Source organism: Stenotrophomonas nitritireducens, assembly GCF_001431425.1.
GTDB classification, from domain to species: Bacteria; Pseudomonadota; Gammaproteobacteria; order Xanthomonadales; family Xanthomonadaceae; genus Stenotrophomonas; species Stenotrophomonas nitritireducens.
This window is the reverse complement of record NZ_LDJG01000015.1, coordinates 155,160-172,111: the sequence shown is the minus strand read 5'-3', so window position 1 is coordinate 172,111 and position 16,952 is coordinate 155,160. Positions and strand designations below refer to the sequence as shown.

Below are 16,952 nucleotides of genomic sequence, written 5' to 3'. Positions count from 1 at the left end.
CGGCTTCCTGCCGGGCGGGACGCGCACGCCTCTCCAGACAGCAGGCGGGAGGCATCGCGCCTCCCGCCGCGTAAGCTAACGTGGACCGGCCAGTGCATGCCAGTGCAGGCGTCACATCCGATCAGGCGGCGGCTTCCAGCCGCGCGCGGCGACGCATGCGCACCGCTTCGGCCAGGCGTTCGAGCACCTGCACGGTGCTGTCCCAATCGATGCAGCCATCGGTGATGCTCTGGCCATAGACCAGCGGCTGGCCTTCGACCAGGTCCTGGCGGCCGGCGACGAGGTGGCTCTCGATCATCACCCCGACCACGCGCGATTCGCCCGCTTCCAGCTGGCCGGCGATGTCGTCGATCACCTGCGGCTGGTTCTCCGGCTTCTTGCTGCTGTTGGCGTGGCTGGCGTCGATCATCAGCCGCGCCGGCAACTGCGCCTTGCCCAGCACCTCGCTGGCCGCCTGCACGCTGGCCGCGTCGAAGTTGGGCAGCTTGCCGCCGCGCAGGATGACGTGGCAATCCGGGTTGCCGCGGGTGGCGACGATGGCGGTGCCGCCCTCCTTCGTGACTGACAGGAAATGGTGCGGATGCGAGGCCGCGCCCACCGCGTCGGCAGCGATCTTCACATCGCCGGTGGTGCCGTTCTTGAAGCCCACCGGGCACGACAGCCCCGAGGCCAGCTCGCGATGCACCTGGCTCTCGGTGGTGCGTGCGCCGATCGCGCCCCACGCCACCAGGTCGGCGATGTACTGCGGCGAGATCACGTCGAGGAATTCCACGCCCGCCGGCAGGCCCAGTTTGTTGATGTCGCGCAGCAGCCCGCGCGCCACGCGCAGGCCCTTGTTGATGTTGAAACTGCCATCCAGGTCAGGATCGTTGATCAGCCCCTTCCAGCCCACCGTGGTGCGCGGCTTCTCGAAGTACACGCGCATGACGATCTCGAGTTCCCCGCCGAGCGCGTCGCGCAGCGGGCGCAGGCGCTGGGCATAGTCCATCGCCGCCGCCGGATCGTGGATCGAGCAGGGGCCGACCACCACGGCCAGGCGGTCTTCCTGGCCGTGCAGGATGCGGTGCAGCGCGGCGCGCGCATCGGCCACCGTCTGCGAGGCCTGCTCGTCGCAGGGCAGCAGCGAGATCAGGTGGGCCGGCGGGGTCAGCGGGTCGAGCCTGCGGATGCGAAGGTCGTCGGTATGGGGGGGCATGTGGAGTTCTCCGGGTCGTTTCGTGTGGGGATAGCCCCGGCGATGGCGGCATTAAAAAAGCCGCCAGGTTCGCTGGCGGCTTTTCGGGAATGCGTCTGAAGTTTCTTCAGGGTGAGCGCAGTCCTTCCTCCGCCAGCGGCTTCGGAAAGTAGTACCAAAAGTAAAAGCGGGCGCGGGCTGCGTTCATGGGTTGCATTGATAACACGGTTTTTTGTGCGATGCGACAGTTTCAGCCGCAACCGGGATTCACTGCCGCCGCGCGATACTTGTCCACATCGCCACCGCCAGCATCCGTGCGAGAGCCAGAATGAACACCGACGACCTGCTGCAGATCGCCTGTCCGCACTGCAACGCCATCAACCGGGTGCCGGCCGCGCGGCTGGGCCAGTCGCCCGCCTGCGGGCGCTGCCATCGGCTGCTGTTCGCCGCCGCGCCGGTCGCGCTCGACGCCGCCGCGTTCGACGCGCATGCGCAGCGCTCGCAGCTGCCGCTGCTGATCGATTTCTGGGCGGCCTGGTGCGGCCCCTGCCGGCAGATGGCCCCGGAGTTCGCCAAGGCAGCCGCACAGCTGGAGCCGCAGGTGCGCCTGGGCAAGCTCGATACCGAGGCCGAACCGGCCCTGGCCACGCGCTTCGGCATCCGCAGCATCCCGACGATGGTGCTGCTGCAGGGCGGTCGCGAGCTCGCGCGCCAGTCCGGCGCCATGCCGGCCGCCACCATCGTGCAATGGGTGCGCCAGCACCTGCCACGCTGATCCACGCGCAACGGCATGCTGAAAAAACAGAAACCCCGCCTCGCGGCGGGGTTTCTGCATGCAACAGGCAGCGGTGAGGCTGCGGCGGACTTAGAAGTCCATGCCGCCCATGCCACCCATGCCGCCCATGCCACCGGCAGCGCCGGCCGGCTCGTCCTTCTTCGGGGCCTCGGCCACCATCGCTTCGGTAGTGATCATCAGGCCGGCGATCGAAGCGGCGTTCTGCAGCGCCGAACGGGTCACCTTGGTCGGGTCCAGGATGCCGAACTGCAGCATGTCGCCGAATTCGCCGGTGGCGGCGTTGTAGCCGAAGCTGCCGGTACCTTCCTTGACCTTGTTGATGATGACCGACGGCTCTTCACCGGCGTTGGCGACGATCTCGCGCAGCGGGGCTTCCATGGCGCGCAGGGCGATCTGGATGCCGTGGTTCTGGTCTTCGTTGACGCCCTTCAGGCCGGCCAGCGCGGTGACCGCACGGACCAGGGCCACGCCGCCGCCCGGAACCACGCCTTCTTCGACGGCCGCACGGGTGGCGTGCAGGGCGTCGTCGACGCGATCCTTCTTTTCCTTCATTTCGATTTCGGTCGAAGCGCCGACCTTGATCACCGCAACGCCGCCGGCCAGCTTGGCCACGCGCTCCTGCAGCTTCTCGCGGTCGTAGTCCGACGAGGTGTCCTGGATCTGGGTCTTGATCTGGGCCACGCGGCCTTCGACGTTGGCCTTCTCGCCCATGCCGTCGATGATCGTGGTGTTCTCCTTGGAGACCTGCACCTTCTTGGCGCGGCCCAGGTCCTTGATGGTGGCCTTTTCCAGCGACAGGCCCACTTCCTCGGAGATCACGGTGCCGCCGGTCAGGATGGCCATGTCTTCCAGCATCGCCTTGCGGCGGTCGCCGAAGCCCGGCGCCTTGACGGCCACGACCTTGACGATGCCGCGGATGGTGTTGACCACCAGGGTCGCCAGCGCTTCGCCTTCGATGTCCTCGGCCACGATCAGCAGCGGCTTGCCGGCCTTGGCGACGCCTTCCAGCACCGGCAGCAGGTCGCGGACGTTGGAGATCTTCTTGTCGTGCAGCAGGATGAACGGGTCGTCCAGGTCGGCCGACTGCGCCTGCTGGTTGTTGATGAAGTACGGCGACAGGTAGCCGCGGTCGAACTGCATGCCCTTGACCACGTCCAGCTCGTTGTCCAGGCCCGAGCCTTCCTCGACGGTGATCACGCCTTCCTTGCCGACTTCCTTCATCGCGTTGGCGATGATCTGGCCGATCGACTCGTCCGAGTTGGCCGAGATGGTGCCGACCTGGGCGATGGCCTTGTCGTCGGCGGTGGGCTTGGAGATGTTCTTCAGCTCGGCGACGGCGGCCACGACGGCCTTGTCGATACCGCGCTTGAGGTCCATCGGGTTCATGCCGGCGGCAACGGCCTTGGCGCCTTCGCGGATCAGGGCCTGGGCCAGCACGGTGGCGGTGGTGGTGCCGTCGCCAGCGTCGTCATTGGTGCGCGAAGCGACTTCCTTCACCATCTGCGCGCCCATGTTCTCGAACTTGTCAGCCAGTTCGATTTCCTTGGCGACGGACACGCCGTCCTTGGTGATGGTCGGGGCGCCGAAGCTCTTCTCAAGCACGACGTTGCGGCCCTTCGGGCCCAGGGTGGCCTTGACGGCATTGGCGAGAATGTTGACGCCGCGCACCATGCGCGAACGGGCGTCTTCACCGAAACGGATATCCTTGGCAGCCATTGCTATACCTCAGTGGATCAGGGTTGTAAGGGGTCTTGCGAGTCGTTCGGGAACGCGGCTCAGCCGATGACGGCGAGCACGTCGTCCTCGCGCAGCACCTTGTACTCGACGCCGTCGGCCTTGTAGGTCGAACCGGCGTACTGGCCGTAGATGACCTTGTCGCCGACCTTCAGCGCTGAAGCGCGGACGCTGCCATTGTCCAGCGGCTTGCCGGGGCCGACGGCCACGACTTCACCCTTGGTGGACTTTTCCTTGGCCGAATCGGGGATCAGGATGCCACCGGCAGAGACTTCCTCGGCTTCGATGGGCTTGACCACGACGCGGTCGTGCAGCGGCTTGATGCTCATGTGAGACCTCTTAAGTTGTTGATTGGTCTGGAAAGTCCGGCGGCCACCACCCCTGCCTTGCGGCAGCGGCGGCACCACGCGTAAAAACGCCCGTAGAACGGGCTTGGCTGGGAGATGGGGACCGCCGGAGGGCTTTCAAGGGGCTGGCCGGAACTTCGTTTCCGCCCAGCCCGTAGGCCGGACGTCCTCGCACCGGCACCACCAAGCGCCCCGACATTGCCGGGGAGGGGCCTCACAGTCATCGATGCCGCGCGTCCACCCTATCTCCGGAAGGCCGCCGCTGCCCGCGGATCCGCAGGGCAGACCGACAGGCGCCTGCCGGGCCCGGGACATCCTCCCTGCCGGCTATCAGAGATAGCGGGACCAGAGCACGGAGGCGCTGGCCGGGGCGGCTGGCGTGGATTCGGTACCGGCGCTGCAGACCGGTACGACACTCAGGCTGCCATCGCCGGTTGGTACGTCGACGACGATACCGCCGGCGGAGATGGTGGTATCCGAGCGCCGGTTGCTGCCCACCGTGAGGCTGCCGCGGATGGTCACCTTGGCGCCACTGGTGGACAGCGTCCTGCCCAGCAGCACGCTGCCGTCGATCTTCCAGCCCGAAATCGTCGCATCGCCCTCGGCGACGACGGCGCTATTGGCAATGGGCAGGCCGGTATAGACCTTCTTGTCCGCATCCTGCCAGGTCACGAACGCATTGCGGCTCGCACACAGGTTGACCGGGTAGAAAGCGGCGCCGCAGACGGCAGTCGCGCCCGCGAAATTCGGAGCGATCAGATCCCTGTGGCCCGAATTGGTGAGGTTGATGTTGCCCTTGCAGTCCAGCGCGCTGGACTCGCAGCTTTTGCCCTTGACGATGATGCTGTTGAGCAGGTTCGTGCTGGTTCCATCCACTTTCAGGGAAGCATCGAACCACAGGACACCCGCCGGCATTTTTCCGACGCCATTGAGCAGCCAGCTTCCATCCGCCTGGAGGATGTTCCGGCACCCCTTGTCATTGGTGTTGTTGCAGGTCATCAGCTCCTGCAGGATCGCCAGCTGCGAGGTCGTCGGACTCCTCAACGGATATACGCCATCGATGGCGGTGCCGTCCGCGCGCTTGACGTTCTGGATGGTCAACTGCGGCACGCCGTTGATCGATTCGAATACGTAGTTGGCCGCGCTCTTGTAATTGTCGGCATCGACAGCCTTCACGCGTGCGTCGCAGTACGGCACGCCCGGCAGGCCGGGACTTGTGCCCGACTGCCCGGCCTTGATGCCCATCGCAGCGGTCTCTTCTCCAGCGGGCAATGCCGTTTTCGCGCTTCCATAGGAAACCTGCCCCGCCACATTTCCGGAACCGATCTGGGGGAAGTTCGAATACGCCCCCTTGTTGCTGCGCCCAGCACCGCGTGCCCATACATCGCCACCACCCACCAGGGCGTCGATCTTGCCGGTACCCACTTCGAGGTTGCCATTGACATAGAGTTGTCCGACGTCGATGCCGCCAGTCAGGCTCCCGCCATTCAATCCCAGGCTGACGCGATGCCCCCAGATCAGATTCGTACGCGCCAGCCCCTGTGTGGTCACGTCGCCACCATGGATGGCGGTCGAGCGGAACGTGAAGCTGTCCGGCATGGCGGCATTGCCACCGAGACGCTCGGAAGCAGCCGTGGCGCCAGTCACCACCCCAGTGGTGGAATCCACCGTGATCCGCTTCAGATCCAGCAGGAACGTACTGCCACCGTCCAGGGTCACCAGGACCGGACTGGCCGCCGCTACGGATGGCAGCACGGTGCCGTTCACCCAGGGGATGCCGCCACTGACCGTGGACGGAATCAGCGAACCGCCGACGTACGCGCTTCCCACCGTCTTGCCGCCGGCATTCAGGCTCACCGAGTACGCGCCCGCCTTGAGTGCGACGAAACGCGCGCCGGAACTGGAACCGTCCAGCGAGATCTGCTGCCCCCACAGCGTGGTGCCATTGGGCGGCGTCATGCTCTTGATCGTAATGCCGCCTTCCGAATACAGGTGGCCGTTCTCTTTCAAACCACCACCGCTCAGGCTGACATCGCCCTTCGTGCAACCGGACACCTTGGCCGCGGAACCGCTGCTGATGGTCAGATTGCCGCCCACCACGATGTTCTCGTAATCGACAGCGTTGACCACGTCCAGACCACCACCGGTGTAGTCGAGATTGCCGTTGAACACCATCGGCGCCACCGGCATCGACGCGCACACCGGCGGCGTACCAGGACCGCCCGCTCCCGGACCCACGTCGTAGATCACCTCCACGGTGGCGGTGGTCAGCGCGCTGCCGACGCCCGCCTCACCGGTGACGCTGGCCTTGACCTGGTATCTGTCGACCCCGCTGGCAGCGACATTCACGACGGAAGCCGACTTGACGCCCAGGGCGCCCATCCCGGTCACCGGGCCGCCCAGGCCGGCCAACTGAGCTTTGTCCAACTGCAGCAGGTACAGGCGAAGCGCCTCCACGCCACGCCATGCCGCCGCCTGCGCGGCCGTGGCCGAGTGGGTGGTCAGCTGCTTGGTCTGGGTGCCGCGCAGCGAGTAGACGGTAGCGGCCACGGTGACCGAGACGGCCAGGCCGACCACCAGCACGATCAGCAGGGTCGCGACGCCGCGCTGGCGGCGCGGCGGTACGGACGGATGCTTGCGATTCCTTTTCATGTGCGGGTTCCTTGCAGCATCAGACGGCCGGCGGAGACGCGGAGACCACGGTCAGGTTGGGCAGGCAGATCGAGAAAAGCCGTTCGGTACCTGTCGCATTCGTCAGCGCCACCCACTGCGCGGTGGACGCTGGCGTGCCAGAAAGATCCTGCTGCATGTAGGGCAGGCAGGCTCGGCTCGCTTCTTCGCGACTGAAGGCGTAACCAGCCACCGAGGCGCCGCCCTGCTCGCCACTGAACGTGATCAGGCTGCCATCGGCGGCGGTGGGCATCAGTGCCATGGGGATACGTTCGCTGGCGCTCCACGTAGCGCCACTGGCACTGGCGCAACCGGCCTTGGGCGGCAATCGATACAGGCCGTTGCCGTCGACCCACAGGCCGGCACAGCGGCGGCTGCCATCGTTGTAGAGCCATGCCACCTGCTTGCCGCTATTGGAAATGTACAGCCGCTCATCAAGTGGCACGGTCGAATCCACGCCGAACCCCGCCGACTGCAGTTCCATCTGCGCCGCCAGCAGGCCGGCCGCCATCTGCCCATCGCGGCGTGCTGCGACCGACGCTTCGTTGGAGACGCCGACCATCGTCTTGTACAGGGTCAGCATCGCGGCGATGGTGATCAGCGAGATCACCAGGCCGATCATCATGCTGATCAGGCTCTGGCCACGCTGGCGCCGGCGTGTGGCGATCATCGTCATTGCCTCGACGACAGCTGCAGGTCGGCGCCCTCGACCCCCATGTCGCGGGCGGACACCTTCAGATCGACGCGCGCGGGGGCGTCGACCGGACGCGTGATCCCGGACACCGTTACGTTCGCCGCGGCGCTCTCGCACGCCACGCTGACCGTCTTGTCGCCATCAGGCAGCTTGACCCTGACACTGCGGTCGCACAGGCCGACGCCGTCGGCATGCAACTGGCCGCGCAGCTGTTCGACGACCATGTTCTCGACCTTGGCATCGCGCTGGCTGCTCAACACCCGGCCAACGACATGCGCCAGTCCCGCGCCGATCACGCTGGTGATCAGCACGCCGACCAGCGCCTCGAGCAGGATGTCGCCGCGCTGGCGGCGGCGAAGGGAATCAAAGCAGGTCGACATGAAGGACTTCCTGGCTGCTGAAACCGACCGCGACGCGGGTCCTGTCGGAGGCGATGATGCAGTCCGGGCCGGCGATCACTCGCTGCCCGCGGTTGTCGAAGGCAACGCAGGAAAGATCGCCGGACGCGCTGCCCGCCGCATTGGCCAGTTGGGTCGTGGCGCCGGCGGGCAGTTCGCCGGTCCACAGCACCACGGTGCTGCCGGCGCCGAGCACCGTCAGCGTGTTGCCGCTGCGCTGCAGCTTGGCGGACACGCCCCCCTGCAACGCCCCGCCTGGATTGCGCAGGGCCACGGCCCGCGCCTGGGAGATGCCCTCCCACATCAGGTTGCGGGCCTGCATCTGCCGGTTGCTGTCCATCCACGACAGGGCGAACGGCGTGCCGGCCGCGGCCAGCACCGCCATCACCGCGAGGGTGACCATCAATTCGATCAGGGTGAAGCCGGCAGCGCGCTTCATCACCAGTCCACCGGACAGCCCGAATTCGTGGTCGCGCCATCCTGCTTCAGGGTCAGGGTGCAGCCGCTGAGCTTGCCCGCGCCGGTAGCGGTGAGGGTGTAGCCGGAACCGCTGGAGTTGGCCGAAAAGCCGAAATCGACCGATTTGGCCGCCGGGCTCCAGGCCGGGAATGCCGACTTGACATCGGCCACGCTGGCCGGGGTCGCGCTCGGATAGGACAGGGTCCGTTGCCGGTGGTTCTCCAGCGCCGCGGACAGCGCGCGCAGGTCCGCCTGAGCCGTACGGGTCTTTCCGACCAGGACGTGCTTGCCATACGCAGGCAGCGCGATGGCCGCAAGAATGGCGAGAATGGCCACCACGATCATGATTTCGATGAGCGTGAAGCCCTGGTGTGTACGTCGGCCCACAGCATTCCCCCTTGACGATCTGCAAACGCGCGCAAGTCGCATGCGTGAATTTCATCACAAATCATTCACGACCGCCATACTCAGGAGCGGATCGTTGTCAAGGTTTGACAACGATGTCAAACAACCAAATGGAATATGGGAAAGCCTCCCTTTGATTTCTGCGAAAATTCCGGCATGGACGCCCGCGACGCCCGCCTGGTCTTCTGCACCTGCCCCGATGCCGCCACGGCCCAAGCGCTTGCCCGGCTGCTGGTCGAGCGGCGCCTGGCGGCCTGCGTGAACTTGTTGCCGCCGATGCAGTCTGTGTATCGCTGGCAGGGACAGGTCGAGCAGGCGGAGGAATTCCAGCTGCTGATCAAGACCACCGCCGGCCGCCTGGAAGCGCTGACGGCGGCACTCCTGCAGCACCACCCGTACGAATTGCCGGAGATACTGGCGGTTTCCCCCAGCGCCGGCCTGCCGGCCTACCTGGACTGGATCCGGGCCCAGACCCGCGAGGACACCTGACTTGAAGATGCTGTTGCGCCGTTTCACCGCCTTGTGCCTGCTCTCCCTCTGCGCCCTGCCCGCCCTGGCCGTCAGCGAAAAGGACCTGCTGCCGGTCGACCAGGCGTTCGCCCTCCATGCCGAGGCCAGCGCCCGCGACCGCATCGAACTGCGCTGGGACATCGCCCCGGGTTACTACCTCTATCGCCACCGCACCAGCGTCAAGGCCGGCCCGGGATTCAGCGCCGGCGCGCTGCAGATGCCTGCCGGCGAGAAAAAGCACGACGAATTCTTCGGCGATGTCGAGACCTACCACCAGCAGCTGAAGGCCATCCTGCCCGGCAGCGCCGAGACCGGAGCCGCGACGGTGACGCTGGAGGTCCGCTACCAGGGCTGCGCCGACGCGGGCGTGTGCTATCCGCCGCAGAAACGCACCATCGAGGTAAGACTGCCAGACGGCGCCGCCGCGACGGCGGCGACGGGCAGCGCACCGCTGTTCAACCCGCTGGCGCGCAACGACGCCGGCGGGCTGAAGCTGCCCGGCAGCGCCGCGACGCAGAACCTGCCACTGCCGTCGGAACAGGCCTTCGGCTTCGAGGCGATCGTCGATGACGGCAACCGCCTGCTGCTGCGTTTCACGCCCGCGCCGGGTTATTACCTGTACCGCGACCGCACCTCGCTGGCGCTGGAAGGCGCGGCCGGCATCCGTACCGGCAAGCCGCAGTGGCCGGCCGGGAAGTCGCACCGCGACGAGCATTTCGGCAACGTGGTGGTGTACTTCGACCAGGTCGACGTCCCCCTGCCGCTGCGGCGCGAACGCACCGATGCCAGCCCGGCGACGCTGGTGGCCACGTTCCAGGGCTGCCAGACCGATGGCATCTGCTATCCGCCGATGACCCGGCGGGTCAGGCTGTCGCTGCCGGCCGGCAAGGTCTCGCCCAGCAGCGAGGCCGCGGTCACCCCGCTGGTGATCCCGCCGCTGCCCAGTGGCCGCAGGTCCGCCGACCTCCCGGTCGTCGATCCGCTCGACCCGCCCGCGCCGCAGCCGCTGGTGGTCCGCCCCAACGACAGTGGCGAGGGCGCCCCCTCGGCCACGCCCGACGCTTCGGCCGACAACGCCGGCCGCAGCCAGCCGCCGGCGAGCACCGGCGAGGGCGATTCGCTGGCCTGGATCCTGCTGTTGGCGCTGGCCGGCGGACTGGTCCTCAACCTGATGCCGTGCGTGCTGCCGGTGCTGTCGCTGAAGGTGCTGGGGCTGGCACAGAGCGGCGAAAGCCGCCAGCACGCCCGTCGCCATGCGCTGTGGTACACGCTCGGCGTGCTGGTCGCATTCACCGCCATCGGCGCGCTGGTGCTGGCGCTGCGCGCGGCCGGCCAGGCCGCCGGCTGGGGCTTCCAGCTGCAGCATCCGTGGTTCATCGCCGCACTGGTCTACCTGATGTTCGTGGTCGGCCTGAGCCTGTCGGGCGTGTTCACGCTGGGCGGCAACCTGGGCGGCATCGGCCAGTCGCTGGCCAGTCGCAAGGGCGCGGCCGGCGACTTCTTCACCGGTGTGCTGGCCTGTGTGATCGCCAGCCCCTGCATCGCGCCCTTCATGGGGCCTGCGCTTGGCTATGCCTTCACCGCGCCGGCGGCGATGGCGATGCTGGTGTTCCTGGCGCTGGGGCTGGGCCTGGCGCTGCCGTTCCTGCTGGTCGGCTTCGTGCCGGCGCTGGCGCGGCGCCTGCCGCGGCCGGGTGCTTGGATGGAAACCTTCAAGCAGGTACTGGCGTTCCCGATGTACCTGACCGCGATCTGGCTGCTGTGGGTGCTGGGCAAGCAGCGCGGCATCGACGCGATGGCGCTGCTGCTGGCCGGCGCCGCGCTGCTGGCGCTGGGGCTGTGGTGGTTCGAGCGCAGCCGCTGGCACAGCCGCCGCGCCGGCATGGCGCTGGGCGCCCTGCTGGCCCTGCTGGCGCTGGTCCCGGTATGGGGCGTGACCCGCATGGAGCCGCCGGCGCGTGCGGCCAGCGAAGGCACGGTCGCGTACTCGCCGGAAATGCTGGACCGCCTGCGTGCGGACAACCGCGTGGTTTTCGTCAACATGACCGCCGACTGGTGCGTGACCTGCAAGGCCAACGAACGCAACGTGCTGGGCAGCGACGCATTCCGCGACACCCTCAAGCGGGTGGATGCGGTGTACATGCACGGCGACTGGACCAATGTCGATCCGCAGATCAGCGCCTTCCTGGAGCAGCACAAGGCCGTGGGCGTACCGCTTTATGTGGTGTACGGGCCAGGCGCGCCGCCGCGGGTGCTGCCGACCGTGCTGACCCAGTCCATCGTCGAGGACGCGCTGCTGCGCGCGGCCCGCTGAGATGCGTACCGCGCTGTGGTGGGCGGTGGGCATCGCCGCGGCGGCCGGGCTGGCCGCCGGCGCCTGGCTGAGCCATCCGGCCGGCCCCGTCGTGCCGGCGATGACCGAACCCTCGACGATGCCGGCCACGGCAGCCCCGGCACCGCCCCCGCCCAAGCCGGGCGACCCGCTGCCCGCCTTCACCCTGCCCGACCTGGACGGCATGCCGGTGGTGTTCCCCGACCGCTTCCTCGGCCGGCCACTGCTGATCAACGTCTGGGCGAGCTGGTGCGCCCCCTGCATCGAGGAAATGCCGGAACTGGCACGCTTCGCCGCCGACCATGCCGACAACGGCCCGCAGGTCGTGGGCGTGGCGCTGGATACGCACGAGGCCGTGCTGGATTTCCTCGGCAACGTGCCGGTCTACTATCCGATCCTGCTGGACACCCCCGGCCCCGGCGACGCCGGCGCGAAGCTGGGCAACGTCCAGGGGCTGCTGCCCTACAGCGTGCTGGTGGATGCACGGGGACGGATCGTCAAACAGAAGTTGGGGCCGTTCAAGGCCGGCGAGATCGAGTCCTGGGCGGAAAGCACTGCAGGCCCCTCCGACCCGGCCGACCTGCATTGATCTGCGGCGATCCTGCATCGATATACAGGGCCTGAGCCCCGCATTGATGGCCCGCCGCCAGCATTCCGGGCCGGCGGCAACCGCATCGCCGCCGCGTCGGATAATTTCAAACATTCGATTAAAACGCCGCCAATTTCGCCGAACTGGACAGCATTCCCCGGTTCGCTCACACTGCCGCCCTTTCCCGTCCACCGCAGGCACATGGCGAAACTGCTGGTCCTCCACGGCCCCAACCTGAACCTGCTCGGCACGCGCGAGCCGGAGGTCTACGGGCACACCACGCTGGCCGATATCGATGCGGCGCTGGCGCGGCAGGCCGGGTCGGCCGGGCACGCGGTGGAGAGCCTGCAGTCCAACGCCGAGCATGTACTGGTGGACCGGGTACAGGCCGCGCGCGGCGACGGCACCGCCTTCATCCTGATCAATCCGGCCGCCTTCACCCATACCTCGGTGGCGCTGCGCGACGCGCTGGCGGCCGTGGCCCTGCCATTCATCGAAATCCACCTGTCCAACCCCCACACCCGCGAACCGTTCCGCCAGCACAGCTATTTCAGCGACAAGGCGGCCGGCGTCATCTGCGGCTTCGGCGCGGACAGCTACCGTTACGCCATGGACGCCGCCCTGCAGCGGCTCTGACCCCCATTCCCCGGCGGCGGCGCGCTGGCGCTCCGCGGCCGACAACACCCAAGAGGCATCCTATGGACCTGCGCAAAATCAAGAAGCTGATCGACCTGCTGGAAGAGTCGAACCTGGCCGAGATCGAGATCAAGGAAGGCGAGGAATCCGTGCGCCTGTCGCGCACCCCGGTCGGCGGCTACGTGCCGGCGCCGATGGTCGCCGCCCCGGTCCAGGTCGCCGCGCCGGTGGCCGCCGCCCCGGCCATGCCGATGAGCTCGCCGACCGAGGCCTCCACCGGCGGCACCGCCAAGCCGGGCAATGCCCTGCCCGACGGCCACGTGCAGCGCGCGCCGATGGTCGGCACCTACTATGCGTCGCCGTCGCCGGACAAGCCGCCTTTCGTCAACGTCGGCCAGCAGGTCAAGGCCGGCGAGACCCTGGCGATCATCGAGGCGATGAAGATGTTCAACCCGATCGAGGCCGAAGTGTCCGGCACCGTGGTCGCCATCCTCGGCGAAAGCGGCAATCCGGTGGAGTTCGACCAGCCGCTGTTCGTGATCGCCTGAGGCGCCGGCCATGCTCGACAAGGTCGTAATCGCCAATCGGGGTGAGATCGCGCTGCGCATCCTGCGCGCGTGCCACACCCTGGGCATCCGCACGGTCGCGGTGCATTCCACCGTCGACCGCAACCTCAAGCACGTGGCCATGGCCGACGAGTCGGTCTGCATCGGCCCGGCGCCGTCGTCGGAGAGCTACCTCAACATCCCGGCGCTGATCGCCGCGGCCGAGGTCACCGACGCCCAGGCCATCCACCCCGGCTACGGCTTCCTCTCCGAGAACGCCGATTTCGCCGAGCGCGTGGAGCAGTCCGGCTTCATCTTCATCGGTCCGAAGGCCGACACCATCCGCCTGATGGGCGACAAGGTGGAGGCGATCCGCGCGATGAAGGCCGCCGGCGTGCCGTGCGTGCCCGGCTCGGGCGGCCCGCTCGGCGACGATGCGGCCACCAACGTCAAGATCGCCCGCGAGATCGGCTACCCGGTCATCGTCAAGGCAGCCGGCGGCGGTGGCGGCCGCGGCATGCGCGTGGTCCACACCGAGGGCGCGCTGGTCAACGCCATCGCCACCACCAAGCAGGAAGCCAAGGCCGCGTTCGGCAACGACATGGTCTACATGGAGAAATTCCTGGAGAACCCGCGCCACGTGGAGATCCAGGTACTGGCCGACGGCCAGGGCAACGCCATCCACCTGGGCGAACGCGACTGCTCGATGCAGCGCCGCCACCAGAAGGTGGTGGAGGAAGCGCCGGCGCCGGGCATCACTCCGGAGCTGCGCGAGGAGATCGGCAAGGTCTGCGTGGAGGCCTGCATCCGCATCGGCTACCGCGGCGCCGGCACCTTCGAGTTCCTGTTCGAGAACGGCCGCTTCTACTTCATCGAGATGAACACCCGCATCCAGGTGGAGCATCCGGTGACCGAGATGATCACCGGCATCGACCTGGTCGCCGAGCAGCTGAAGATCGCCGCCGGGCACAAGCTGTCGATCAAGCAGAGCGACATCAAGATCAACGGCCATGCCATCGAGTGCCGCATCAACGCCGAGGACCCGGAGACCTTCTTCCCGTGCCCCGGCACCATCACCGGCTTCTACCCGCCGGGCGGCCCGGGCGTGCGCGTGGACACGCACATCTACGGCGGCTACCGCGTGCCGGCCAACTACGACTCGATGATCGGCAAGCTGATCGTGCACGGCCCGGACCGCGACACCGCCATCGCCCGCATGCGGGTGGCGCTGAGCGAGATGGTCGTGGACGGCATCAAGACCAACGTCGCCCTGCAGCAGCGGATCATGCGTGACAAGGGCTTCCAGGCCGGTGGGCAGAACATCCACTACCTGGAAAAGCGCCTGGCCGAGCGCAAGAACCAGTCGATCGCGCTGACCTGAGCGGCGCAATCGATGCGGTGATGCAAGAAGGCGGGGCAACCCGCCTTCTTCCGTTTCCGGCAATACCCGCAGGAGCGATTCCAGCCGCGATCAGGCTTGCCCACGAATTTCCGGGAAAGCTCCCTCGCTGCTGAAGCCGCTTCCAGGCTTTCCCCAGGCAGGGCGTCGCGCGCATTCGGCGGCCGCCTCGTCTAGGATGCCCGCTTCCATTCCGCTGTCGCCGTCACACCCATGCCCTTCCTCGAACTCACCCTGCGCTGCACCGAAGCCACCCAGCCCCGCTACGAGAACGCACTCGACGATGTCGGCGCGCTGGCGGTGACGATGCTCGACGCCGATGCCGACACCAGCAACGAGCGCGCGATCCTGGAGCCGGGCGTGGGGCAGACGCCGCTGTGGAACGAGCTGGTGCTGACCGCCCTGTTCCCGGTCGAGACCAATGCGCTGGCGCTGCTGGCCGCGCTGGAGTCCTTCGACGCCGGCCTGGACTGGAGCACGGCGGGTTTCCGCCAGGTCGCCGACGAGGACTGGGAACGCGCCTGGCTGGACCAGTTCCAGCCCATGCAGTTCGGCCAGCGCACCTGGATCGTGCCGTGGAACCACGAACTGCCTGAGGCGGCGCAGGGCGCGGAGGCCGCCATCGTGCGCCTGGACCCGGGCCTGGCATTCGGCTCGGGCACCCACCCGACCACCGCGCTGTGCCTGCGCTGGCTGGACCAGCTGGCCGCCGATGGCGAACTGGCCGGCCGCACCGTTCTCGATTTCGGCTGCGGCTCGGGCATCCTGGCCCTGGCCGCGCTCAAGCTCGGTGCCGCCGCCGCGGTGGGCGTGGACAACGACCCGCAGGCACTGACCGCCACCGCCGACAACGGCGAACGCAATGGCGTGCATATCGCCGCCTACCTGCCCGGGGACGAGCCGGTGGCGACCTATCCGGTGGTGGTCGCCAACATCCTGGCCTCGGCGCTGGACGCACTGGCCGAACTGCTGGCCGCGCGCGTCGCGCCGGGCGGCCGCATCGCCCTGTCCGGCATCCTGCATGGCCAGGAAGGCGAACTGCTGGAGCGCTACTCCCCCTGGTTCGAGCAGCTGCAAGCCGTGCAGGACGAAGACTGGATGCGCATCACCGGCGTGCGCCGTGCTTGAATGACCGCAGCGTCCCCAGCCGCCCCGCCATGAGCGAAGAAACCACGCCGCCCCGTCCTTCGTTGGCCACGCTGCTGCAGAGCGGGCCGATGCCCCGATCCGCGGTGCCGGCGGCGGAAGCCAATGCCGGCACTGCGGAACAGGAAGCGCCGCCCAGGGTCGCGGCGCAGGACGAAATCCAGGACAGCGTCGGCGACGACAGGCGCATGGAGCAGGACGAGGACCCTCCGACGCATGCAGGAAGCGTCGCACCGAGCTTCCTGCGGCACGCGCCCACAGGCTCGATTGCCGCCCGCCGCCCCCCGCGCTGGCAGTGGCTGCTGCTGGCCGCCCTGACCCTGCTGCTCGCCGTCCAGGTGGTGATCGCCGACCGCGCCACGCTGGCGGCCCGTGCCGGCTGGCGTCCGGTCGTGAGCGGACTGTGCGCGGTCCTGCGCTGCACCCTGCCGGCCTGGCACCAGCCCGAGGCCTATACCATGCTGCAGCGCGAAGTCAGGCCGCTGGCAGGGCGCCAGGGCGTGCTGCAGGTCCAGGCCAGCTTCCGCAACGACGCGCGCTGGGCGCAGGCCTGGCCGGCGCTGTCGCTGTCGCTGTCCGATGCCGATGGCCGCGTGATCGGGCGCCGGCTGCTGCAACCGCACGACTACCTGGGCGCCGCGCATGACCCCGCGCAGCGGCTGGAGCCAGGCCAGAGCGCGCAGGTCTCCTTCCAGCTGCGCGAGCCCTCGGCGGCCACCGTGGCTTACACCTTCGAGTTCCGCTGACGGGGCCGTCCGGCATGGCAGCCCCCTCGCCCACGCGCTAGACTCCCCTCCCCATGCCGGGCGCGCCGCGCCGGCTCCGCTGAATCCGGGAATCCCCTTGAACGCTGCCCCACCCCGTCCTGACAGCAGTCGTGGCGCTCCGAAGCCGCCGCTGCGCGAACACGTCGCCCAGTCCGTGCGGCGCTACCTGCGCGATCTGGACGGCTGCGACGCCGACGATGTCTACGAGATCGTGCTGCGCGAGATGGAAATCCCGCTGTTCGTGGAAGTGCTCAACCATTGCGAGGGCAACCAGAGCCGCGCCGCGGCCCTGCTCGGCATCCACCGCGCCACCCTGCGCAAGAAGCTCAAGGAATACGGGCTGGCCTGAGT

The 16,952-nt window shown here is 68.0% G+C and carries 18 protein-coding genes; 10 read left to right on the top strand and 8 right to left on the bottom strand.

The features are described from left to right. Nucleotides 1-121 precede the first annotated feature (121 nt). Nucleotides 122-1,195, bottom strand: a complete 1,074-nt coding sequence (locus ABB22_RS10770; protein WP_055766238.1) for a 3-deoxy-7-phosphoheptulonate synthase — start codon at nt 1,193-1,195, stop codon at nt 122-124. Nucleotides 1,196-1,502: 307 nt separating this feature from the next. Here ABB22_RS10770 and trxC point away from each other — a divergent pair, with 307 nt between their 5' ends. Continuing rightward, nucleotides 1,503-1,949 carry a thioredoxin TrxC gene (trxC, locus tag ABB22_RS10765; RefSeq protein WP_055766241.1) on the top strand — a complete coding sequence of 149 codons (447 nt, stop codon included), beginning with the start codon at nt 1,503-1,505 and terminating at the stop codon, nt 1,947-1,949. Between the two features lie 90 nt (nt 1,950-2,039). Here the strand turns inward: trxC and groL are convergent, their stop codons facing one another. The 7 genes from groL to ABB22_RS18745 all read right to left on the bottom strand — a co-directional run bounded on the left by groL (nt 2,040) and on the right by ABB22_RS18745 (nt 8,659). After that, nucleotides 2,040-3,686 carry a chaperonin GroEL gene (gene groL, locus ABB22_RS10760; RefSeq protein ID WP_055766244.1) on the bottom strand — a complete coding sequence of 549 codons (1,647 nt, stop codon included), beginning with the start codon at nt 3,684-3,686 and terminating at the stop codon, nt 2,040-2,042. A 59-nt stretch (nt 3,687-3,745) separates the two neighbouring features. Then, nucleotides 3,746-4,033: a co-chaperone GroES gene (locus tag ABB22_RS10755; protein ID WP_055766247.1), complete on the bottom strand. Its 288-nt coding sequence runs from the start codon at nt 4,031-4,033 to the stop codon at nt 3,746-3,748. A 348-nt stretch (nt 4,034-4,381) separates the two neighbouring features. Further along, entirely contained in the window at nt 4,382-6,703 is a 2,322-nt protein-coding gene (locus ABB22_RS10750; protein ID WP_055766250.1) for a hypothetical protein, read from the bottom strand. Between the two features lie 19 nt (nt 6,704-6,722). Further along, nucleotides 6,723-7,391 (bottom strand): PilW family protein, encoded by a 669-nt coding sequence (locus ABB22_RS10745; RefSeq protein WP_055766254.1) that lies wholly within the window; start codon nt 7,389-7,391, stop codon nt 6,723-6,725. A 2-nt stretch (nt 7,392-7,393) separates the two neighbouring features. Continuing rightward, nucleotides 7,394-7,795, bottom strand: coding sequence for a type II secretion system protein (locus ABB22_RS10740; protein ID WP_055766256.1), 402 nt, complete (start codon nt 7,793-7,795; stop codon nt 7,394-7,396). After that, nucleotides 7,779-8,252 carry a pilus assembly FimT family protein gene (locus ABB22_RS10735; RefSeq protein ID WP_055766259.1) on the bottom strand — a complete coding sequence of 158 codons (474 nt, stop codon included), beginning with the start codon at nt 8,250-8,252 and terminating at the stop codon, nt 7,779-7,781. Before ABB22_RS10735 ends, ABB22_RS10740 begins: the two co-directional genes overlap by 17 nt. Continuing rightward, a complete protein-coding gene (locus ABB22_RS18745; RefSeq protein ID WP_057505208.1) occupies nt 8,252-8,659 on the bottom strand; it encodes a type IV pilin protein in 408 nt (135 codons plus the stop codon). Before ABB22_RS18745 ends, ABB22_RS10735 begins: the two co-directional genes overlap by 1 nt. A 174-nt stretch (nt 8,660-8,833) precedes the next feature. Between ABB22_RS18745 and cutA the strand changes: the two genes are divergently transcribed. The 9 genes from cutA (at nt 8,834) to fis (ending at nt 16,950) form a co-directional block, all read left to right on the top strand. Further along, on the top strand, nt 8,834-9,166 hold the full coding sequence (gene cutA / locus ABB22_RS10725; RefSeq protein ID WP_055766265.1) for a divalent-cation tolerance protein CutA: 333 nt from the start codon (nt 8,834-8,836) through the stop codon (nt 9,164-9,166). A 7-nt stretch (nt 9,167-9,173) separates the two neighbouring features. Further along, the gene (locus tag ABB22_RS10720) at nt 9,174-11,501 is read left to right on the top strand and encodes a protein-disulfide reductase DsbD family protein (protein WP_055767343.1); all 2,328 of its coding nucleotides are present in this window, start codon (nt 9,174-9,176) and stop codon (nt 11,499-11,501) included. A 1-nt stretch (nt 11,502) separates the two neighbouring features. Further along, nucleotides 11,503-12,108, top strand: a complete 606-nt coding sequence (locus ABB22_RS10715) for a TlpA disulfide reductase family protein (protein ID WP_055766268.1) — start codon at nt 11,503-11,505, stop codon at nt 12,106-12,108. 201 nt (nt 12,109-12,309) lie between these two features. Then, entirely contained in the window at nt 12,310-12,744 is a 435-nt protein-coding gene (gene aroQ / locus ABB22_RS10710; RefSeq protein WP_055766271.1) for a type II 3-dehydroquinate dehydratase, read from the top strand. A gap of 62 nt (nt 12,745-12,806) precedes the next feature. Beyond that, on the top strand, nt 12,807-13,292 hold the full coding sequence (gene accB / locus ABB22_RS10705) for an acetyl-CoA carboxylase biotin carboxyl carrier protein (protein WP_055766274.1): 486 nt from the start codon (nt 12,807-12,809) through the stop codon (nt 13,290-13,292). Between the two features lie 10 nt (nt 13,293-13,302). Then, nucleotides 13,303-14,670 carry an acetyl-CoA carboxylase biotin carboxylase subunit gene (gene accC, locus ABB22_RS10700; protein ID WP_055766277.1) on the top strand — a complete coding sequence of 456 codons (1,368 nt, stop codon included), beginning with the start codon at nt 13,303-13,305 and terminating at the stop codon, nt 14,668-14,670. 231 nt (nt 14,671-14,901) lie between these two features. Beyond that, on the top strand, nt 14,902-15,816 hold the full coding sequence (gene prmA, locus ABB22_RS10695; protein WP_055766280.1) for a 50S ribosomal protein L11 methyltransferase: 915 nt from the start codon (nt 14,902-14,904) through the stop codon (nt 15,814-15,816). Nucleotides 15,817-15,845: 29 nt separating this feature from the next. Next, entirely contained in the window at nt 15,846-16,580 is a 735-nt protein-coding gene (locus tag ABB22_RS10690) for a DUF3426 domain-containing protein (RefSeq protein ID WP_055766284.1), read from the top strand. Between the two features lie 97 nt (nt 16,581-16,677). Beyond that, nucleotides 16,678-16,950: a DNA-binding transcriptional regulator Fis gene (gene fis / locus ABB22_RS10685; RefSeq protein WP_055766287.1), complete on the top strand. Its 273-nt coding sequence runs from the start codon at nt 16,678-16,680 to the stop codon at nt 16,948-16,950. Nucleotides 16,951-16,952: the final 2 nt, after the last annotated feature.